The 18,167-nt window shown below is 55.3% G+C and carries 13 protein-coding genes and 1 pseudogene; 7 read left to right on the forward strand and 7 right to left on the reverse strand.

Annotated elements, in window-relative coordinates; genetic code table 11:
• Positions 1–101 precede the first annotated feature (101 nt).
• On the forward strand, positions 102–3,431 hold the full coding sequence (locus tag Poly59_RS21485) for a beta strand repeat-containing protein (protein WP_146536182.1): 3,330 nt from the start codon (positions 102–104) through the stop codon (positions 3,429–3,431).
• A complete protein-coding gene (locus Poly59_RS21490) occupies positions 3,428–4,783 on the forward strand; it encodes a tetratricopeptide repeat protein (RefSeq protein ID WP_146536183.1) in 1,356 nt (451 codons plus the stop codon). Before Poly59_RS21485 ends, Poly59_RS21490 begins: the two co-directional genes overlap by 4 nt.
• A 53-nt stretch (positions 4,784–4,836) precedes the next feature.
• Here the strand turns inward: Poly59_RS21490 and Poly59_RS21495 are convergent, their stop codons facing one another.
• Entirely contained in the window at positions 4,837–6,039 is a 1,203-nt protein-coding gene (locus Poly59_RS21495) for a GNAT family N-acetyltransferase (RefSeq protein WP_146536184.1), read from the reverse strand.
• A gap of 235 nt (positions 6,040–6,274) precedes the next feature.
• A complete protein-coding gene (locus Poly59_RS21500; protein ID WP_146536185.1) occupies positions 6,275–6,769 on the reverse strand; it encodes a hypothetical protein in 495 nt (164 codons plus the stop codon).
• 78 nt (positions 6,770–6,847) lie between these two features.
• Between Poly59_RS21500 and Poly59_RS21505 the strand changes: the two genes are divergently transcribed.
• The 4 genes and pseudogenes from Poly59_RS21505 to Poly59_RS21525 all read left to right on the forward strand — a co-directional run bounded on the left by Poly59_RS21505 (position 6,848) and on the right by Poly59_RS21525 (position 11,280).
• Entirely contained in the window at positions 6,848–7,378 is a 531-nt protein-coding gene (locus Poly59_RS21505; protein ID WP_146536186.1) for a hypothetical protein, read from the forward strand.
• A 554-nt stretch (positions 7,379–7,932) separates the two neighbouring features.
• Positions 7,933–8,676, forward strand: a pseudogene (locus Poly59_RS30740) (class I SAM-dependent methyltransferase).
• Positions 8,677–9,043: 367 nt separating this feature from the next.
• A complete protein-coding gene (locus tag Poly59_RS21520; RefSeq protein ID WP_146536189.1) occupies positions 9,044–10,198 on the forward strand; it encodes a DUF937 domain-containing protein in 1,155 nt (384 codons plus the stop codon).
• Between the two features lie 95 nt (positions 10,199–10,293).
• On the forward strand, positions 10,294–11,280 hold the full coding sequence (locus Poly59_RS21525) for a tetratricopeptide repeat protein (RefSeq protein ID WP_146536190.1): 987 nt from the start codon (positions 10,294–10,296) through the stop codon (positions 11,278–11,280).
• 13 nt (positions 11,281–11,293) lie between these two features.
• Here Poly59_RS21525 and Poly59_RS21530 read toward each other — a convergent pair whose 3' ends face one another.
• The 4 genes from Poly59_RS21530 to Poly59_RS21545 form a co-directional block, all read right to left on the reverse strand.
• A complete protein-coding gene (locus Poly59_RS21530) occupies positions 11,294–12,484 on the reverse strand; it encodes a 1-acyl-sn-glycerol-3-phosphate acyltransferase (protein WP_146536191.1) in 1,191 nt (396 codons plus the stop codon).
• Positions 12,481–13,404, reverse strand: coding sequence for an NAD(P)-dependent oxidoreductase (locus tag Poly59_RS21535; RefSeq protein WP_146536192.1), 924 nt, complete (start codon positions 13,402–13,404; stop codon positions 12,481–12,483). Before Poly59_RS21535 ends, Poly59_RS21530 begins: the two co-directional genes overlap by 4 nt.
• 36 nt (positions 13,405–13,440) lie before the next feature.
• Complete coding sequence (locus Poly59_RS21540; RefSeq protein WP_186776439.1) at positions 13,441–13,893, reverse strand: hypothetical protein; 453 nt, start codon at positions 13,891–13,893, stop codon at positions 13,441–13,443.
• Between the two features lie 121 nt (positions 13,894–14,014).
• Positions 14,015–15,682 carry an ExeA family protein gene (locus Poly59_RS21545; RefSeq protein WP_146536194.1) on the reverse strand — a complete coding sequence of 556 codons (1,668 nt, stop codon included), beginning with the start codon at positions 15,680–15,682 and terminating at the stop codon, positions 14,015–14,017.
• Between the two features lie 529 nt (positions 15,683–16,211).
• On the opposite strand from Poly59_RS21545, the gene Poly59_RS21550 reads away from it, so the two are divergent.
• Entirely contained in the window at positions 16,212–16,403 is a 192-nt protein-coding gene (locus tag Poly59_RS21550) for a hypothetical protein (RefSeq protein ID WP_246151840.1), read from the forward strand.
• A 138-nt stretch (positions 16,404–16,541) separates the two neighbouring features.
• Here Poly59_RS21550 and zwf read toward each other — a convergent pair whose 3' ends face one another.
• Complete coding sequence (gene zwf, locus Poly59_RS21555; RefSeq protein ID WP_146536196.1) at positions 16,542–17,993, reverse strand: glucose-6-phosphate dehydrogenase; 1,452 nt, start codon at positions 17,991–17,993, stop codon at positions 16,542–16,544.
• Positions 17,994–18,167: the final 174 nt, after the last annotated feature.

The following is an 18,167-nucleotide window of genomic DNA, read 5'->3' on the forward strand; positions in this document are numbered from 1 at the left end:
GGAGCACCATTCCCCCGGCACAAAATTATTACTAGCAGCTGTTAGCCCGGACACCCCTGAGTGTTTGTCCCACCTACCCCTAGCCAGTACTGAGATCATTAATGACGCGATCTTCCTTTTTTGCTGGACAGTCTCACAGTTCTCGATCTCGCCGCTTGCGACTAGCAGCGATTGCCCTGGGCATCAGCGTCGGAACACTCATTGCAATTGATTCGGCATCGGCACAAACGACTTGGGCTTTCCCAACTTCGGGAACTTGGTCTGACAGTACGAAGTGGAGCACGAACGTCGTTCCCGACAACGTGGCCGAAAACGTATTGATCGATCAAACAGGCACTTACACCGTCACGCTTGACGACAACAGGTCGATCAACAATCTCACGCTCAACGCGGCCGACGCAACCCTCAGCCACACCTCTGGCACCTTGTCGCTAAATGGCGCCATCAGCGTTACGGCTGGGCGATACGAATTAAGCAACGGCACGATTGAGGGAGGAATGGTTGTTGGTAGCGAACTTGCCTATCTAGGCGGCACGCTCAAGGGCGTTTCGGTTACCGGTGATTTGAACTTGTCTGAATCAGGCAGCTCGGTTGGACTCGCAGGCGGTACCACGATCGCCGGTGATGTAACGGTCGATAACTACTCAACCTTGTCTCTTGAACAAGTCCATGCCTTTAGCAACCAAACGATGACGCTAGGTGAAGCGGGTGGTGCGTCGTCGGGGACACTCTATGTTGCCACGGGTGGCGGCATGAATGTCGATAACACTGCGACAGTCAACTTGAAGTCAGGCAATCTGTATCTGCAAGGTGCACTGGTCAACGATGGAACCATCCTGGCCGACGAAGCGACTTCCGTGAGTATTGACGACTTCGGCGGCGGCGTCTTTACTAACACCGGCACCGTGACGTCAACCAACGGAGCCAACCTGAGCATCAATTCAGCGAACACCACCAACACCGGCACGATGTCCGCAACAGTGGGATCGACACTGGATTTGGGCGGTACGTGGTCCAATGTCGGTGGCACGCTGGCGGTTGACGACACGTCCACGCTAAATCTCGATGGCTCATTCAACACTGCCGATTTGGGAACCATCAATCTCACGCCCGGTGGCACCGTCAACATCACTGGAAACCAGAACAACACCGGCAGCACATTCGTCGGCGTTTCCGGTTGGAAACTAAACGGTGGAACGATCACCGGTGGATCGCTTGATGGCACAAGCTTGCCATTCGTAGGTGGCACCTTAAATGGTGTCGCGGTCACCAGTGATTTGAATTTGACGGACCCGTCGGGCTACCTCTCGCTCGCCGGCGGTACCACGATTGCCGGTGACGTCGCGATCAACAACAACTCGACCTTGTATCTCGAACAAGTTCACAACTTCAGCAACCAAACAGTCACCGTGGGTGAAGCCGGTGGTGCGTCGTCGGGGACACTTTATGTTGCCACGGGTGGCGGCATGAATGTCGACAACACTGCGACCGCCAACTTGAAGTCAGGCAATCTGTATCTGCAAGGTGCGCTGGTCAACGATGGAACCATCCTGGCCGACGAAGCGACGTTCGTGAGTGTTGACGATTTTGGCGGCGGCGCCATTACCAACACCGGCACCGTGACGTCGACCAACGGAGCCAACCTGAGCATCAATTCAGCGAACACCACCAACACCGGCACGATGTCCGCAACAGTGGGATCGACACTAGATTTGGGCGGTACGTGGTCCAACGTCGGTGGCACGCTGGCGGTTGACGACACGTCCACGCTAAATCTCGGTGGCTCCTTCAACACTGCCGATTTGGGGACCATCAATCTCACGCCCGGTGGCACCATCAACATCACCGGAACCCAGAACAACACCGGCAGCACGTTCGCCGGCGCTGCTGGATGGAAACTAAACGGTGGAACCATCACCGGTGGATCACTTGACGGCACGAGCTTGCCAGTCATTGGTGGGACGCTGAGTGGCGTTGCAGTCACCGGTGATTTGAATTTGACGGAATCAGGCGGCTACCTCTCGGTCGCCGGCGGCACCACGATTGCTGGTGACATTGACGTCAACAACTACTCGACCTTGTATCTCGAACAAGTTCAAACCTTCAGCAACCAAACGGTCACCGTGGGTGATGCCGGTGGTGCGTCGTCGGGGACAGTTTATGTCCTTCCAGGTGGCAGCATGAATGTCGACAACACTGCGACCGTCAACTTGAAGGCTGGCAGTCTGTATCTGCAAGGTGCACTGGTCAACGATGGAACGATCCTGGCCGATGAGGCAACTTCCGTGAGTGTTGACGATTTTGGCGGCGGCGTTTTCACCAACACCGCCACGGTGACGTCGACCAACGGAGCCAACCTGAGCATCAACTCAGCGAACACCACCAACACCGGCACGATGTCCGCGACACTGGGATCGACACTACAGTTGGGCGGTACGTGGTCTAACCTCGGCGGTACGCTGGCGGTTGACGACACGTCCACGCTGAATCTCGGTGGCTCCTTCAACACTACCGGTTTGGGGACCATCAATCTCACGCCCGGTGGCACCGTCAACATCACCGGAAGCCAGAACAATGCCGGCAGCACGTTCGTCGGCGCCACCGGTTGGAAGCTAAACGGTGGAACGATCACCGGCGGAACGCTTGATGGAACGAGCTTGCCATTCGTAGGAGGAACACTCAATGGTGTTGCGGTCAACGGTGATTTGAATTTGACGGAATCTGGCGGCTACCTCTCGCTCGCCGGCGGCACCACGATCGCCGGCGATATTGACGTCAACAACTACTCGACCTTGTATCTCGAACAAGGCCACACCTTCAGCAACCAAACGGTCACGCTCGGTGAAGCGGGTGGTGCGTCGGCGGGGACACTTTACGCCACTGCGGACGGGAACGACTTGAGGTTTGCGTCGGATTCAATCCTTGACGGCAATGGAACGTTGACGTCCTATACCGAACCCGTTTATCTCGACGGAGCGATCAGCCCAGGGTTCAGCGCTGGCAGTCTTCAATTCGACGGGGACAGCGAGTTCATCCTCGGCAGTACCGCGATGCTAAACATCGAACTCGGCGGTGTAAACTCAGGTGAACTTGACACCATCACGGCCAATAAATTGACGCTCGGTGGTGGGCTGAACGTTTCACTAATCAATGGTTTCACACTGGCCGACGGAATGGAGTTCAACTTCTTGTTCGTCAGCGATCCGCTCAGCGGCACCGGCATGTTCAGTGGTTTAAATGACATGGATCGAGTAGCAACCTTCGGCGGATTCGACCTGAACATTGCTTACAATGTTGGCGACGGCAACGACGTTCGGTTGTTCAGCACAGTTACCGCCATACCTGAACCGTCTTCCATCATGGTGCTGGCCTTGGGCAGCATTGCGGGTCTGGGATACAGGAAGCGACGTAAAACGCGAGCCCAGGAATGAATCAGATCCGACTACTTCTGCTAACAGTCTTAGCAGTTGGATTTCCTTGCGGCTTGCCTACAGGTTTCGCAGATGTGACGGCCTACATTGATGGCGTAGGCGACCTTTCCGAGCAAGCTGCTTCACCCGATGCCCAGCTCGGTAAGTTGCTTGGTCAGGCCAAAAGTCTGATCGAATCGGGAAACGTGGCCGGCGCTCACGATCTGTTGGCGACATTGGAAACAAACCCCGACGTTTCCGACGTCGATGTGGTAATCGCAGATTTGATGTTCTCGCTTGGCCGTGTCGCCGAGGGCCAGCAGTGGCTCGAAAGAGCTTCTGCAAAGAAGCCCCAGAGTTTGGCAGTTTACTTAGCTTTTAGCGAACTGGCGGTGCGGCAACGCCGTTGGTTCGATGGTTGGGTGCTTACGCGATTGGCCGAGCGACTTGACCCACCCGCCCACTGGTCAGCGACGCTGAAAGACAGTGTTGCAACACGGCTGACGCTGCTGAACGCCGTTTGCTGCGAAGGGCGAACCGAATGGAAGCAAGCCAGAAAAGGCTACGAAGATCTGGTCAACTTGTCCGAAAAGATAGGCGAGGGCATTGTTCGCGACGCAAATCTGGGACTCGCCCGATCTTGTTTTCGACTGCAGGACTACGACGCAGCGCTTGCCGCACTGACAACGATCACGAGCGAGGACAACTCCATCGGAACACCCAACCAGTTACTAGCTCAGTTCTATGAGCAAAGCGATATGCTTTCCGAAGCGGATGCGGCTTACGCAAAGAGCATCGCCGAAGCAAAGCCGGACCAACAACCATCAGCCCACTTGGCGTATGCTCGTTTCTTACTGCACACCAATGCACCGGAGATGGCGAAAAGGCATCTCCAATTTACGCTTCCCGAAAGCCCAAACACCAAAGAACAAGAATCCGAACTGCAGTTCCTGCAGGCGGTACTGGCGCGAATGGAAGGCGACGTGACCGATGCCCAAACACGACTATCGAAACTGCACCAAACACGGCCCAGTGCAGTTGCAGTTTCAAGTCACCTGGCCTCGATTTTGGTTGACCGCCAAGACGAAGCGATGCGGGCCAGAGCACTGCAAATCGCTGAATCGGCTGTCCGCAATTCTCCAAATTCAGCAGACGCCTGGGCAACGCTTGGCTGGGTCCGACTACGTTTAGGCGACTACGAAGCCGCTGACAAAAGTTTGATGCAATCACTGAAGCTTGGAAAACCATCACGCGACACATTGCACTATCTAGCAGAAATCAATCGAGCCGCCGGAAAGACGCAAGAAGCCGAAACGCTGGACAGACTTTACGAGACGGCGAAGGGCCCGAAATTCTTTGCCACACGCAAGTAGAATTGCCCCAGAACTTGCGGAGGCCACTCCATTCATGTCTGGCTACCATTCGGTTAAGTTGCATCTTTGAACGGATTTCGTTCGGGCGGTTCGTCGTGGCTGACTGTTTTTAGGATTTGCTGTACGAACGCGTTCAGTAGTGGAACTCGGTGCCGCACCCAAACGTGAGCGGCTTCGGGTTTGCAGCCTAGCCGCGATTTGGCATCCAGCGCCGTGCGGCCAAAGGAAATTCGCCGGCATCGCCAGCGGATCGCTTGCTCGATGACAGCCAACAGCAATCGATGGTAGACCGGCAGCGTCGCGTTCGACTCGTAGTCCATTCCAAGATAGAAACCGACCGCGGTATCACCGTCACGGATCACCGTCACAAAACCGATCAGCTTTCCGTCCTGACGAATACCAATATTGACGAAGTCCTCGGCAAGCGAATCCGACATCCTCGGCAGCGTACTCTGCTGCAGAGAGAACAAGCAAACGTCGGCTCGCTGGGCAACCGATTGGTACAGTCGGTACAAGTCGTCCGCCTCGGCATGAGCGTCGTCGATCGCCGCGACTTCGAACGATTCGTTCTCGAATGGTTTGAATACCTTTCTCGCCGCCGCCCGATATCGTTTCGTCAGACTAGCCGCATAGTCATCGAACGTTCGCCAGTCCGGGTCGATCGCTAGGACCATGTTGGGTTCCGTTTCCAACGGACTGTACCGAAAAGCAGCCAGCTCGGACGCTGGTTCTCGATCCCCTTCGAATAGATCTTTGACGATCACGTAATCGGTTTGCCCATGCAATCGATTGGCCCGCCGGATTCGATACAGACACTCGGCGACACCCGGCCACACTTTCGCCCGATCACAGCCTGGCGCGAACGCGACTCCGTCCGGTCCCCAAGTGTGCACGTTTCCGCACATCGTGATGCGTCGTTTGACGAGCGCGAGCGATTTGCGTTTCAACTCTGGCGACAAGGTCCAGCGCTGCTGAGATTTCTGATCAAACAATTGCTCACCACTGACGTTGAACGACTGAGTCGCAACCGCGGCAACCGGCAGTCCTGCGTCATAGACGATCGCAAAGTCGCGTACGATCTCGCCGACAAAGTCATCTTGTGCCCCGCTTAGAAACCGCCGGCTCATGAAGACTGACGCGGCACGAGTGACATTGTCCCAGTGACCAGCGTCAAGAAACTCGATCCTGCTCGCGACCGCGAATTGGAAATTACTCGGTCGCCTGGTACAGGTTTCTGATTGGGACTCTGCAGCCATGACAGCAGCCTCGGGTTTGGAGAGTTGTTTTGCAGCTACTTTCCCCGCAGGGAAAGCCACACACAGCAATTGCGAATCAGTACGAATCGGAAACAGACTCGCCTACGTGGTTAGCCGTGCACGCTTACATGGTCCGCTCAAGCTGCCTCGCGGTTGGATCCGCCGAATTTCCAAGCTTGGATTCACTGTAATCGCGAGAATCAACAACGTTGCCAGCAAGATCGACTTTGATTCGTCACTTTTGCTTGAAACGCAACGCATGCTCCGGCAATCGGATCGACGAATTTGCGGCAGCCAATGCAGCGTAGAGCTTGCCTAGGTCGTAGCGATAGTTTTTTGAGATTTGGATTTTCTCGCCGGACCTCATGTACATCATGATTGTGCTAAAATCGACGTGATTTTGATAAGTTTGCTTGATCTCGACGATTTCGCTTACCAGCACCGAGAACGAAGCTGTTTCAAAAATGGGATCGGCCATTTCAAAGCGGTCTGAGTCTACTGCTATTTTGAAAGTTCGATTGCGAATCCAGAAGAAAAGGGCAGCAAAAAACAAACAGAGCTCGACCAATGGAAAGGCAATATTTATCCAATAGAATAGCTGTTCGCGAGCCGCGGACGGCTCAATGTACATGCGAGCTGACACGTACATCAAGAATAGTGCGCCCATGTTAAACAGCAGCGTCATGGCCATTCGCCGCTGCTTTCGTTCGTAAAGATAGATATGACTCATGGACGTTTAAGTTTTAAAAATGGCGACGCGGTTATCCTGTTTTCTCTTCGCTTCAAGTTAGTATCGGCCGTTCAAAAAATGTTTCGACGACTCGCCGCGACGTGCTGTGTATCGATGATCGCCTTATTGGTCGCATCCGCGGCGACTGCTAGCGCGCAGACGAAGCAGGAAATCGCGAAGCAAAATTCTCTGCAACCTGCACCGTTCGTCTTGGCCGTCCTAAAGAAAGGCGAAACAAAGGAGATACAGCTCTGCTGGGATGCTGGCACAGGACGTGCGCCGGTCACATTTTTGGGCCACCAACGAGTGCTCACCGATGGAATTGTAACGGACAACCCCGGCGGTGTGATTCGCTACCAACAAAACGGCGTAACCGCGGAATTCGACAAAGCGAAGTCTACCGCGGTCCAATCGGCGCTCTACAAGACCGGTCAGTACACGGGACGACAAGATGATGGTTCGTACAAGCATGTAACGATCACTGTTGTTCGCGTAACCGCTAACCCGAACGCCAACGTCGGTGCTCACTCGGTGTTCGTCCACGTTGTCTCGGGCACAGGCCGCAGTATGCAATCGTCGGGCGAGATCCGAGTCTTAGTCGGCGAATAGCAAGCGGACGACCCGAGAAACATCGGCGATGAAAGCCAACGTTGCTGCCCGCTTGTTGAGCGCATCGAACGCACGCAAATGAAAAAAATCTCGCGACTGTCTGATTGACGCCGCTCCAAGCGAGCAAGTGTGGAATTGCGTCTTTCACTGCGAACGTTACCGCGACAAAAACCACCCAGTCGTCCCACTCGCCATCCTCAGGTTGAGGCCAGTATGCGGCGGCAAGTTTTCTGGCAAAAAATCAACTTGTACAGAAACTAAATGTTTAAAAATTAGTTAAACACTGGAAGACGTTCTCTCCGATCCCCCAGTTCCAGTAGTTAAGCCTGAGCATGCAATCCACTGCGAAAGTCAACTTGGAATGTCCCGTTTGCGGGGTGACCCAGTTTCGGCATCGTTTCAAGAAGAAAAACAGAGCGTTTTGGCAATGCCAGTCGTGTGACATGGAACTGCAGTATCCGTTGCCCACCGCGGACGAGTTGCGTGACTACTATGACAATAGCTACTCCGAAGGGATGTACAACGAGTTTGCGTCAGCCCAGACGATGAAGCGGATGACTGCGGGCCGTCGACTGCTAGAGATACGGCGACATCTTCCCATTGGTGGGCAGTGGCTTGACGTCGGATGCGCCGACGGAATGTTTATCGACGTGGCGAACGCAAACGGCGTCAACGTCGAAGGGGTTGAGCTATCGCAAGTCGCGGTCGACCTGGCTCGAAATTCTGGTTTAAAGGTTCACTGCGGCACGATCGATTCGTTGCCGGAAGACCGGATGTTTGACACCATCACCGCGTTTGATGTGCTGGAACATGTCCTCGATCCCGTCTAGTTTATCCAGGGACTTCGTCGCCGAGTTCGCGATGACGGGCACATCGTTTTGACATTGCCCGACTTGAATTCGATGGCACGCCGTCTGATGGGAAGCCGCTGGTACTTTTACATTCCCGAAGAACACTTGCACTACTTCAACCGCAAGAATCTTAGCCGGCTGCTTGAGCAAGAAGGCTTCACCGTCAAAGCCGCAAAACGAACGTACAAGCCGCTGACGTTTGACTACTCGTTGATTCAGTTCCAAGAGTACAACCCTCTGATTCACCGCACGCTCAGCACAGTCGGCAAATTGGTGCCTCAAGGCTTGCGATCTAAGATTGTTCCGCTGCCGATCGGCGAAATGATGCTGATCGCTCAGAAGAACCCTGCTTGGACTGGCACCCGCAAGGCGAAGCAGCCGGAAACACCGACTCGGACACGCGGATCCCGCCCCGCGAGTTCCGAATCGAAATCTCACCGCAGCTAGGTGCCTCGGTGCTAAGCGAGTGACTGCAATGCCAGAAAACTCGACATGCTCGAGTTTCAATAATGGCGTTTGACTGGCGTTACACCGGCGGAAATACAGATTCTCGCCCTCGTTCGCGCTGAAGTCGTAACCGTGCAGAATCGGTTTGCTGGTCAGTTGATCGGATTGATCACAGAAAACCTGTCATTGACCGTAGCGATCATGACTACAGTGCGCTCGATTTGCGGTATTTTTTGGTTTCCTCGGCGAGCCTGGGGGCCGATCACCACCTCTGCAAGTCCTTGCGTGTGATACGCTTAGCACTCGAGCAGAGACACTAGCCCTGCCTGTCTTTTACTATCCCCCTTATCACGCGGAGACACACCCAATGTCCATCAACATTCTCGACATGGTCAAGAGCCAAATTGGCGGCCAGATCGCTGGCCAAATTGCAGGCAAGTTTGGGGTGAACGAGCAAACGGCGAAGGCTGGGATTGATGCATTGTTGCCAACGATTCTGGGTGGGCTGGTCAGCAAAGTATCGTCGCCTGGCGGGACCGAAACGCTTGACAGAACACTCGACGAGGGCGATTACGACGGTGGGATGCTGGACAACCTTGGCGACATTTTCTCGGGCAACAGCGGCGACGAGTTGGCCAACAAAGGCGGCGGCGTGGTATCGATGATCTTCGGCGACAAGGCAGCCGTATTGGGGCCGATCATCGCAAAGCTCACGGGTATGAAGTCAGATTCCGTAATGTCGATGCTGGCGATGTTGGCACCACTGGTGATGAGCTACCTTGGTAAGGCCAAGAGCAGTGCTGGAATGGATGCCAACGGCTTGGCCAGCATGTTGATGTCGCAGAAGGACTCGATCGCATCCGCGATGCCTCCGGGCGTTTCCGATGCAATGGGATTGGGATTGCTTCCTCAAAGCAAACCAGCTGCAACTCCTGCACCCGCGCCCGCACCTCAGGCTGCAGAAGGCGGTGGCGGTGGTCTGGCCAAGATCTTGATCCCGCTCGTGATCTTGGGCGCGGTTGGCTACGGTTGCTACAAGTATATCTTCGCTGGAATTCGCCCGCCGGGCGAACAAGGCAACCTTATCATCGAGCAAGATCCGAATGGCGCCAACGATGGTGGCTACGGCCCAGAAGAAGGCAGCGCTCCTGCCGCGGCCACGCCAGCCGAAGCGACTCCGGCGACGACCGCGGCTACGCCAGAGTTTGACGTTACTAAAATGCCAGCCATGTTCAAATCGCTTGGTAGCACCTTCGAAGAAATCACTGACGTCGAATCGGCCAAAGCAGCAATGCCAAAACTTGAAACGATGGACAAGCAACTCGATGCCGCTTCGTCTAGCCTTGCCGCAGTCCCAGAGCTCGTTCGCGGACCAATCATCAAAACGCTTCAAGACAATATGCCTGCCGTCGAATCTGCGATCGAAAAAGCTCTGGCCATTCCCGGCGTGGGCGACGTGCTGAAGCCGATCGTTGACAGCATGATGTCGAAGATCAAACCGCTGCTCGGTGATGCCAGCTAATACGCTCGCCAGCTTGCTTCGAACTCGCCTGTATGCGTCGATGACGTAGCGGAACGACAGATGATCCAGTAGCACCACTGCGGTTGCTAGCAACGATGCGGTTTACCTTGACTCGGTATGGCGATAGAGCCTACCAAGCGTTCATGGTTCTGTATCGATTTCTAGTCGCCGCGATTGTGCTGGGCGCATCCGGTTGCCGGATGGGTGCTCACGTTGCTGTTTGGCAACCGCCGCAACTGGAATCCACTGTCGGCAAACGAGTTGCGGTATCGACGGTGACTGGTCCGAAAGAAGTCGCTGGGCCACTGCGCGAAAAGATGTTGGCGATGGCCCCCGCGGACTCGGGCCGCGATATGGCCACCATTGATCCCGAACAGATGGCTAGCACTGAATCGATTCGGTTGGTTTCAGGCACGGACGACGTCAACGACATCGCGCTCGCATCAGTAGCCAAGAAAGAAAACATCGACTACGTGCTTCGCGGCCAAGTGATTTCGCGAACGCAATCACCCGACACCAAATTCGATCCGACCGCACCGCTGGCGATCTCGTGGCGATTGATGTCGATTGGCGACAACCGTCACGTCGGCGGCCGCCCGGTGGTCGTGGATCTTGAATCCGCCCGAGAAACGTATCCAGATTTGGCGTTAGTCGCTGATCCCACCGAAGCCTTAACCACGGCGGCGGTACGCCAATCCTATCGTTTAGTTTCGCCCTGGATCGATCGCGAACGCATCCAGCTTGCCATTCCCTACGGGATGCCGGGCAGCAAAGAAGTCCGGCGCGGCAACATGCTAGCGCTCAACGGTCGCTGGGGCGAAGCCGAAACGGTCTGGCAAGAAACTCTAACCAAACACCCCACTCAAACGGCCGCAGTACACAACTTGGCGATCGCGGCCGCCGCGGGTCAAGACTTTTCAAAAGCAAAAGAACTGGCTCGCCGCGCAATCCGTCGCCAACCGACCGGGTTGCACAAACAGTCGTTAGTTTGGATCGAACAGAAACAACGTCTGTATCACCAAGCATTCAATTTGCCGGAACCGCCCGAAGGATGGTTCGTGACGCACAGCGACGACGAGTAACGAATCATTCGGCTCACTCTTGCGCCGCAGCTTCCTGCAACATGGATTGTACCCGCCGTTCGACTTCGGATGTGATCTCGGTCGTTTGGCCTTTGATCTTTTTGTCGCCGATGACTTCGACGCCCTCGCCGAACATCACCGTCGCACTTCGCCGTGCCTTGATCGACGCAGTGAACTTCCGCAATACGTCCTCTTCGAACTTGTCGATCGTTTCCGCCATTCGCTCGATCGACGGACGGTCCACGACGTAGTCGCCGGGGTAACTGAACGACTGAACGACCAAGAACAAGTCTTCCAAGTCATCATCAAGCGTGCGTTTGGCTTCTTCGGATAACGAATTTTCCGATCGCTTTCCAATGATCGTTTTCCGCGCTGCTTTGACCCGTTCAGGAATCGACTTGTCGCCGCCGCTCAATTCATGTCGCGCCTCGACTGCATCCAAAATGAAGTCACCAAGATTGCGGATCCGCTGCGGCAATCGTCCGATGCGAGTCTCGCCAAGGTATTCAAGTTCCTTGACCACCAACAACGCTTCAGCGAACCGATAAATCCGTTCGTCGAGCGGACGCCCAGTCTGACGTCGCCAAAAGATTGCCTCTTCCAGTTCTCCCATCGTTTCAACTAGCGATTCCGTCGGGTCATCTTCGTAGCGATACGAGATTGCACAGGGAACACAAACGATCCGGCGAGTTGCCTTGCGCGCCGCAGCCACCGCGATCGCTGCGGCTCCTTCGCGAAACGGAGTGACTCGGTCGCTGCAGTGATAGATCTCGCCTTCGGGAAAAATCACGAGCGGTTCGGGCTTGTCTTGCATCAATGACGACGCCAACTTGAAAGCGCCGATATCATTGGCTTCGCGATCAACACTGAAACAGCCATGCTTGCGTAGCAACCACTGAACCAAACGCGACTTGTCGTGAAAGACATGCCACGTTGCCATCAGGTACAGCGGCGTTCCAATCCGATCGGCAGCCGAATAGATCACGTAGGGATCGGCATGCGAAGAATGGTTCGGCATGATCATCACGCCATCACCACGATCCAAATGCGACCTCACAATGTCGTCGCCCGTCACGTCAATCTGCGATATTCGAACTTCGCGGTCACACTGCCGTGTGCGCATGCCGCGAAGCCAATTGACAATCGACGGTGACAGGGCAGGCGTCCAGACTTGCGGAGCAAACCGCATTCGGTATCGATTCATTGGGATTCGGTCCCGTTGAGTTTCTTGAGCGCCAACAACAATGCTTGTGTGCCCTTCTTGCGGTTCCCTTGTGCCGCGACGGCTTGATACAGTTGGTGGGCCAGCGCCAACCCAGGCAAACACAGGTTCACTCGCGCCGCTTCGTCTAGCGCGATGCCCATATCCTTGATAAAGTGTTCGACATAAAAACCAGGCTCGAAATCGCCGGCCACCATGCGTGGTGCCAAGTTGGATAACGACCAACTTCCCGCCGCGCCGCTGCTGACACTCTGCAGCACCGTTTCGACATTCAGCCCGACTTTCTCGGCGTACAGCATCCCCTCGCAAACCGCGATCATGCCGGCTGCGATCAACGTCTGGTTCACCATCTTGGTGTGCTGGCCCGATCCGGCCGGTCCTTGATGAACAATCGTCTTGCCCATCAATCGCAGCAACGGATCAATCGCGTCGACCACGACCGCATCGCCACCGATCATGATGGAAAGCGCCGCGTTGCGAGCCCCCAAGTCACCGCCGCTGACCGGTGCGTCGACCGAATGCACGCCGACCTGACGAGCTCGCCGATCGATTTCAACGGCAAGTGATGGCTTGCTGGTCGTCATGTCCACGACAACGCACCCCGGCGATGCGCCAGCGAGGACTCCGTCTGCGCCTAAGATCACGGACTCTACGTCCGACGGAAAACCCACAATTGTGAATACCACGTCACTGGATCTCGCAACGTCCGCAGGCGACGCCACCCGCGTCGCGCCGCAAGCCACCAGTTCGTCTGACTTTTCCGGCGAACGGTTGTAGACGGTCGTCTGGTAACCTGCCTCGATCAGATGACCGCACATGCTGCGTCCCATCACACCCGTTCCGATCCAGCCGATACGCGTGGACTTCGAGACCTTCAAAGTTGGGGTTTGATTCGCAGTCATAGTTGAGCAAAAGCAAGCGAGTTCGATTCGATAAAATCAAGGACTCTCGCCAAGCGGAATGGCGGTGGCCCATGTCGGCAGTATTTCGCCAGTATGGCATAAACCAATCACGATCGGCGTCTGGTGCGATTCACCGACCGCCGTTTTACCTTTCTGTTTCTTGCCACTGTCGGACTGTCCCTGCAAAGGACGACCAATCGACGAACTCAGCTCGACCGAATGCTTTGTCGACGTGTTTCGTCGCAGCAATCGAGTGATCTTAGCGGCTTCACGTTTCGCCATCACGTCGGAAATCACCGACGCGATCCCCTGCCCCGTTCGCAGCCAGTCGACTCGAACCGGTCGATCCGTCTGCCGTGACACCGCCTCGACAAAGTGACGAAAAAACATTGGACGAAACGACAGGTAAGTCGGCGTCACCAGAACCGGCGTCGTCCGGCCGAGCGTGGACAGACGAACGATTTCACCAGCGAGTACGTCGAGCGACATAGAACACGACAACTTGGGTTGCAGAGAAAAGGAAACGACCGCGAAAAATCGATCCGTCATTGACACGTTCAAATCACCCTCCTGCCCCGCGGGAGGGTCGGACTCAATCCCGTACGATCGCTTAGGTACCAGTCCTCATGCGTGCCAACATTGACTGGAAGTCGATCGTCACGCTGCGCGGAGCATTCTCGGAGGCATCGGGCGAATCGGTTCGCGTCAGCTCTAGCTCGTCTTCGATCACCAAGATGTCACTGTCGTCATGTGCCAAACGAATGTGATCGCTCCACTGGTCTTCGTTTTCATAGTTATCAGATTCGTATTCACTGGCAGCCATGTCGTCGGCAGCCTTCATTTCTAGATCATTGCTGCTGTCGCAGTCAGTGCTGCAATCGTCATCGCAACTGTTATGAGGTTCGAAACTCGATCCGATGTCCATCATGTTTTGGTGCACATCGCTTGAGTCCGAATACACTTCGACGGTCGGATCGACGCTTGTCATACCTACGATTTCTTGATGCAACATTGATTCCAAACTCATGCGAGCCGGTACCTTTGGTGCCACCGGTGCCTTTGATGCCGCCGGCGCCGATTCGCGAACAGGAATCGAGGGCTCTTTCGATGGCGAAGAATCCTTTGAAACGCTGGCGGAAATCTCTTCTTCGATTTCAAATTCGCCGAACAGAGCGGATGGCAGCGGTGCGACAGCTTTGTATTCTTCGTCGCTGTCATCGACCCACATTGCGGTCGACTGTTCCAAATCGATGCTCTCGTCGGCCAACTGCCACTCGTCTTCGTCCGCGAACCCGAGCGATTCCGAATCATCAAGTTCAGCGACTTCGCGACCGGACATGTCATCATCCGCAGCGGCAGGCTGCATCGACTTCTTTTCAAGCGGTTTCATCGGAGCCAATTCCAACTCACCAAATTCAATGGGTGATCCACCCGTCGCTTTTAACGCTGGCTCATCAACCATCGGGCATGGCAACTGCTGTAGCGCAGCCCAAGCCCGATCAACCACTGCTTCGGTGATCAGCGACTCGCCCGCTTCTTCAGCGGTATCGATAGCCTGGGTCATCATCTGGTTGACCAACCGAGGCACACCGCTGGACGCGTGATGAATGGCACTGACGGCCTCGTCAACGATCACGTCCTTTGGATCGGCGCCGCATCCGCGAATGATCTCGTGGATGTAGTACCGTGTTTCATGACCATTCATCGGATGCAGATAACAGCGAGTCGCGATTCGCTGCGTGAACGCCTCCAAGCTTGTATCGATAAGCACTTCGTCTAGCTTCATTGCGCCACAAACGACCGCCGAAACTCGTGGCTTACCACCTTTCATGATGTTGGTCACCATTCGCACCGCCTCCAAGACCTCCGGTGCAATCGATTGCGCTTCGTCGATCACGATCAACAGCCCACCGCTTGCGGAAGACGGTCCACAGACCCGGTCGACGAGCGCCAACTGCAAGTCATTCTCGGGGGCTTGGGAAAAGTTCATGCCCAAGTGGTGCAGCAGGTGCCGAAGAAACGACGCCCGATCGTCAATCGGTGTTTCACCGAGCACCACGACTTCGTGAGTTTCTTTGTATTGTTCGACCAATAGGCCACAGATCAGGCTCTTGCCCGTACCGGGAGGTCCGATCACCAGCGAAACGGCTTCCTGAGCATCGACGCTGCGACAGACTCGTGCGAACGCTTCTTCGACGCTTCCGAGTGCCACGTAGCGAGTGACGGCCGGGAAAGAAGGAAAGGCAGGAACGTGATAGTCTTGTTCAGTCGATTGCATCGTATGGCCCGCGTGCTTCGGTTGGGGGAGGTCAGTTTGCACTACAATCGGAATAATCGACACATCTTGCCGCCACCTTGAGTGGAATCAGAATTGACCGGACATTTGGGTGATGAAGGGACTCGCTAATCACACGCCAACTGTTTCCCAACCCCAAAATGAGCGGGCTGAGTCCCTCGCTCGCCAATCCAACGCGTGAAACACACGCTGGCTGCCGTGCCGATCCACGCGAATGAAACTTTCAATGGACGGCCAAGCGGCACAATCGGCATCGCTTACCGCCTGTTCCGGCTGGCGAGCTTCACTCTTTTTTCAGAGCTAACGTCGGCGCACCGCGGCGCCGATACGGACCACTGCCCAAGGGTCGCCGGTGGAGGCGACGCACCAGAATTGGGCCATTCACTCTCTTACGCCCCCAAGGAAATGTATGATCGGTTTATCACCTCGTAAGATCGACTTCTCGACTCTTTGCGAGACTATCGAAAAACGATTGTGCGAGCTCGGCCACCTTGTGCCGAACCAATTCCAGATGACTCAGCGCGAAGTCGTCCGAGGCGGAAAGTCCGTCGGCGTCTACTTTTGCGTTCACGGCCCAAGAAGCGTGAAGTTGACCGCGATTTGCGATTTCAATAAGAAACAAGTCATCTTTTACGGCAGCGACGGTATCCGGCGCGAAAGCATGCCTGTCGCTGTCCAACCACCGTCCGCAATCGCCTGCTAACGATCGACGGCCCCGGTCGCTCAGGTAAACGACGGGCTTTGCTCCACCCTCCATTCCAAGCAGGGGCGAGCCCAAGCGAGGAGAGGTTTCGAGCAGCCGGTCGCTCCATGACGTGTCACGGCTCAGGCAAAAGTCGAGCTATCGCAACACCGGACAGACATCGAACCATTCGCGATGCTGTTCGGCCATCCACGGCGTTGCCTCGGACGGTCCCCACAATCCGGTCGGATACGGGAACAGGGACGGCGCCGCAGGACTCTTCCAAGCCGCGATGATCGGATCGATGATTCCCCACGCCAATTCGACTTCGTCGCTACGTGCGAACAGGCTAGCGTCGCCGTTCATCGCGTCGAGCAATAAACGCTGGTACGCGTCGGGTAATTCGGCTCCGCCGGCCTGTTGAAAACTGAAATCCATCGTGCTGGTCCGTGTCTTCATTTCAGAATCTGGCACCTTGGTTTCAAAGTGCAGTTGAATTCCTTCGGCCGGCTGGACTTGGATCACCAAACGATTGCCGACCGGGGTGCGAGTCTTTTCGCCGAACAAAATGTGAGGCACATTCTTGAACTGGACCACGATCTGAGTCGTGCGACACGACATGCCTTTACCACTGCGCAAGAAGAACGGCACGCCCTTCCATCGCCAATTGTCGCAGTACAGTTTCAGCACCGCAAACGTTTCCGTTTGACTATTTTTCGGAACACCTTCTTCACGAAGATAGCCCTCGTATTGGCCGCGCATGGTGTTGTTGGCAAAATCGCTGCCAAGCATTTTGCGAACGCTGTGCAGCACCTTCACTTTTTCATCACGCACGAGCGCCGCGTCGTAACGCGCCGGAGGCTCCATCGCCGTGATCATCATCAACTGCAAAAGGTGATTCTGAAACATGTCGCGCAGAATGCCCGACGTGTCGTAATACCCAGCCCGACGTCCGATCACGACTTCTTCGGCAACGGTGATCTGAACGTGATCGACATAATTGCGATTCCAGATGGGTTCAAAAATGCTGTTGGCGAACCGCAACGCAAAGATATTCTGGACCGTTTCTTTGCCCAGATAATGATCGATTCGATAGATCTGGTCTTCGCGAAAGACACTATGAATCGAACAGTTCAGCGCCTGGGCGGTGGCCAAGTCCGTGCCGAACGGTTTCTCGATAATGACGCGGCGATAGCCATTGGTGTCGTCGGCGAGCCCGGCTTTCCCGAGCTGCTGGATGGCTTCCTCGTACAACTGCGGCATCGTTGACAAGTAATAAACGCGGCCAGCCGATGCGTCACTCTCGACAGTTTTCAAGAATTCAGCGAGAGCTTTGAAATCATCTTGGTTTTTGATGTCGCCCGCTTGATAGAAAATGTTCTCAGCGAACTTGTCCCAAGCTTCGGCCGTGAAGTGCTCGCCGCCGAACTTTTCCGTCATCGTTCTTAACGAATCACGCCACTCTTCGTGCTTGAATTCGCTGCGAGACACACCGACGATGCGAGAACCTTCGGGCCAACGTCCTTTGACAAACAAGCGAAACAACGCGGGAACCAGTTTGCGACTCGTCAGGTCTCCCGACGCACCGAAAATTACGATCGTGTCTGCCATAGCTGCTTTCCCAATGAAATCTAATCGCGTAATCGCGGCCCCTATTCGACTTGCACAGACACACAGCTTACGAAAGCTAGCCACTTGGGGCGAGGGCGATACAAATGCGGCCCAATTCGCCAAGCGAACGGATAGAAAGCAGGTCCAAACATCACTCTCTCTCAGGGAGAGTCG

The sequence above is a fragment of the Rubripirellula reticaptiva genome, from assembly GCF_007860175.1.
GTDB classification, from domain to species: domain Bacteria; phylum Planctomycetota; class Planctomycetia; order Pirellulales; family Pirellulaceae; genus Rubripirellula; species Rubripirellula reticaptiva.

Excerpts from the sequence above, each read along its gene's own strand:
- Poly59_RS21485 (WP_146536182.1), top strand. The coding sequence starts at position 102 with ATGACGCGATCTTCCTTTTTTGCTGGACAGTCTCACAGTTCTCGATCT.
- Poly59_RS21490 (WP_146536183.1), top strand. The coding sequence starts at position 3,428 with ATGAATCAGATCCGACTACTTCTGCTAACAGTCTTAGCAGTTGGATTT.
- Poly59_RS21495 (WP_146536184.1), bottom strand. The coding sequence starts at position 6,039 with ATGGCTGCAGAGTCCCAATCAGAAACCTGTACCAGGCGACCGAGTAAT.
- Poly59_RS21500 (WP_146536185.1), bottom strand. The coding sequence starts at position 6,769 with ATGAGTCATATCTATCTTTACGAACGAAAGCAGCGGCGAATGGCCATG.
- Poly59_RS21505 (WP_146536186.1), top strand. The coding sequence starts at position 6,848 with ATGTTTCGACGACTCGCCGCGACGTGCTGTGTATCGATGATCGCCTTA.
- Poly59_RS21520 (WP_146536189.1), top strand. The coding sequence starts at position 9,044 with ATGTCCATCAACATTCTCGACATGGTCAAGAGCCAAATTGGCGGCCAG.
- Poly59_RS21525 (WP_146536190.1), top strand. The coding sequence starts at position 10,294 with ATGCGGTTTACCTTGACTCGGTATGGCGATAGAGCCTACCAAGCGTTC.
- Poly59_RS21530 (WP_146536191.1), bottom strand. The coding sequence starts at position 12,484 with ATGAATCGATACCGAATGCGGTTTGCTCCGCAAGTCTGGACGCCTGCC.
- Poly59_RS21535 (WP_146536192.1), bottom strand. The coding sequence starts at position 13,404 with ATGACTGCGAATCAAACCCCAACTTTGAAGGTCTCGAAGTCCACGCGT.
- Poly59_RS21540 (WP_186776439.1), bottom strand. The coding sequence starts at position 13,893 with ATGTCGCTCGACGTACTCGCTGGTGAAATCGTTCGTCTGTCCACGCTC.
- Poly59_RS21545 (WP_146536194.1), bottom strand. The coding sequence starts at position 15,682 with ATGCAATCGACTGAACAAGACTATCACGTTCCTGCCTTTCCTTCTTTC.
- Poly59_RS21550 (WP_246151840.1), top strand. The coding sequence starts at position 16,212 with ATGACTCAGCGCGAAGTCGTCCGAGGCGGAAAGTCCGTCGGCGTCTAC.
- zwf (WP_146536196.1), bottom strand. The coding sequence starts at position 17,993 with ATGGCAGACACGATCGTAATTTTCGGTGCGTCGGGAGACCTGACGAGT.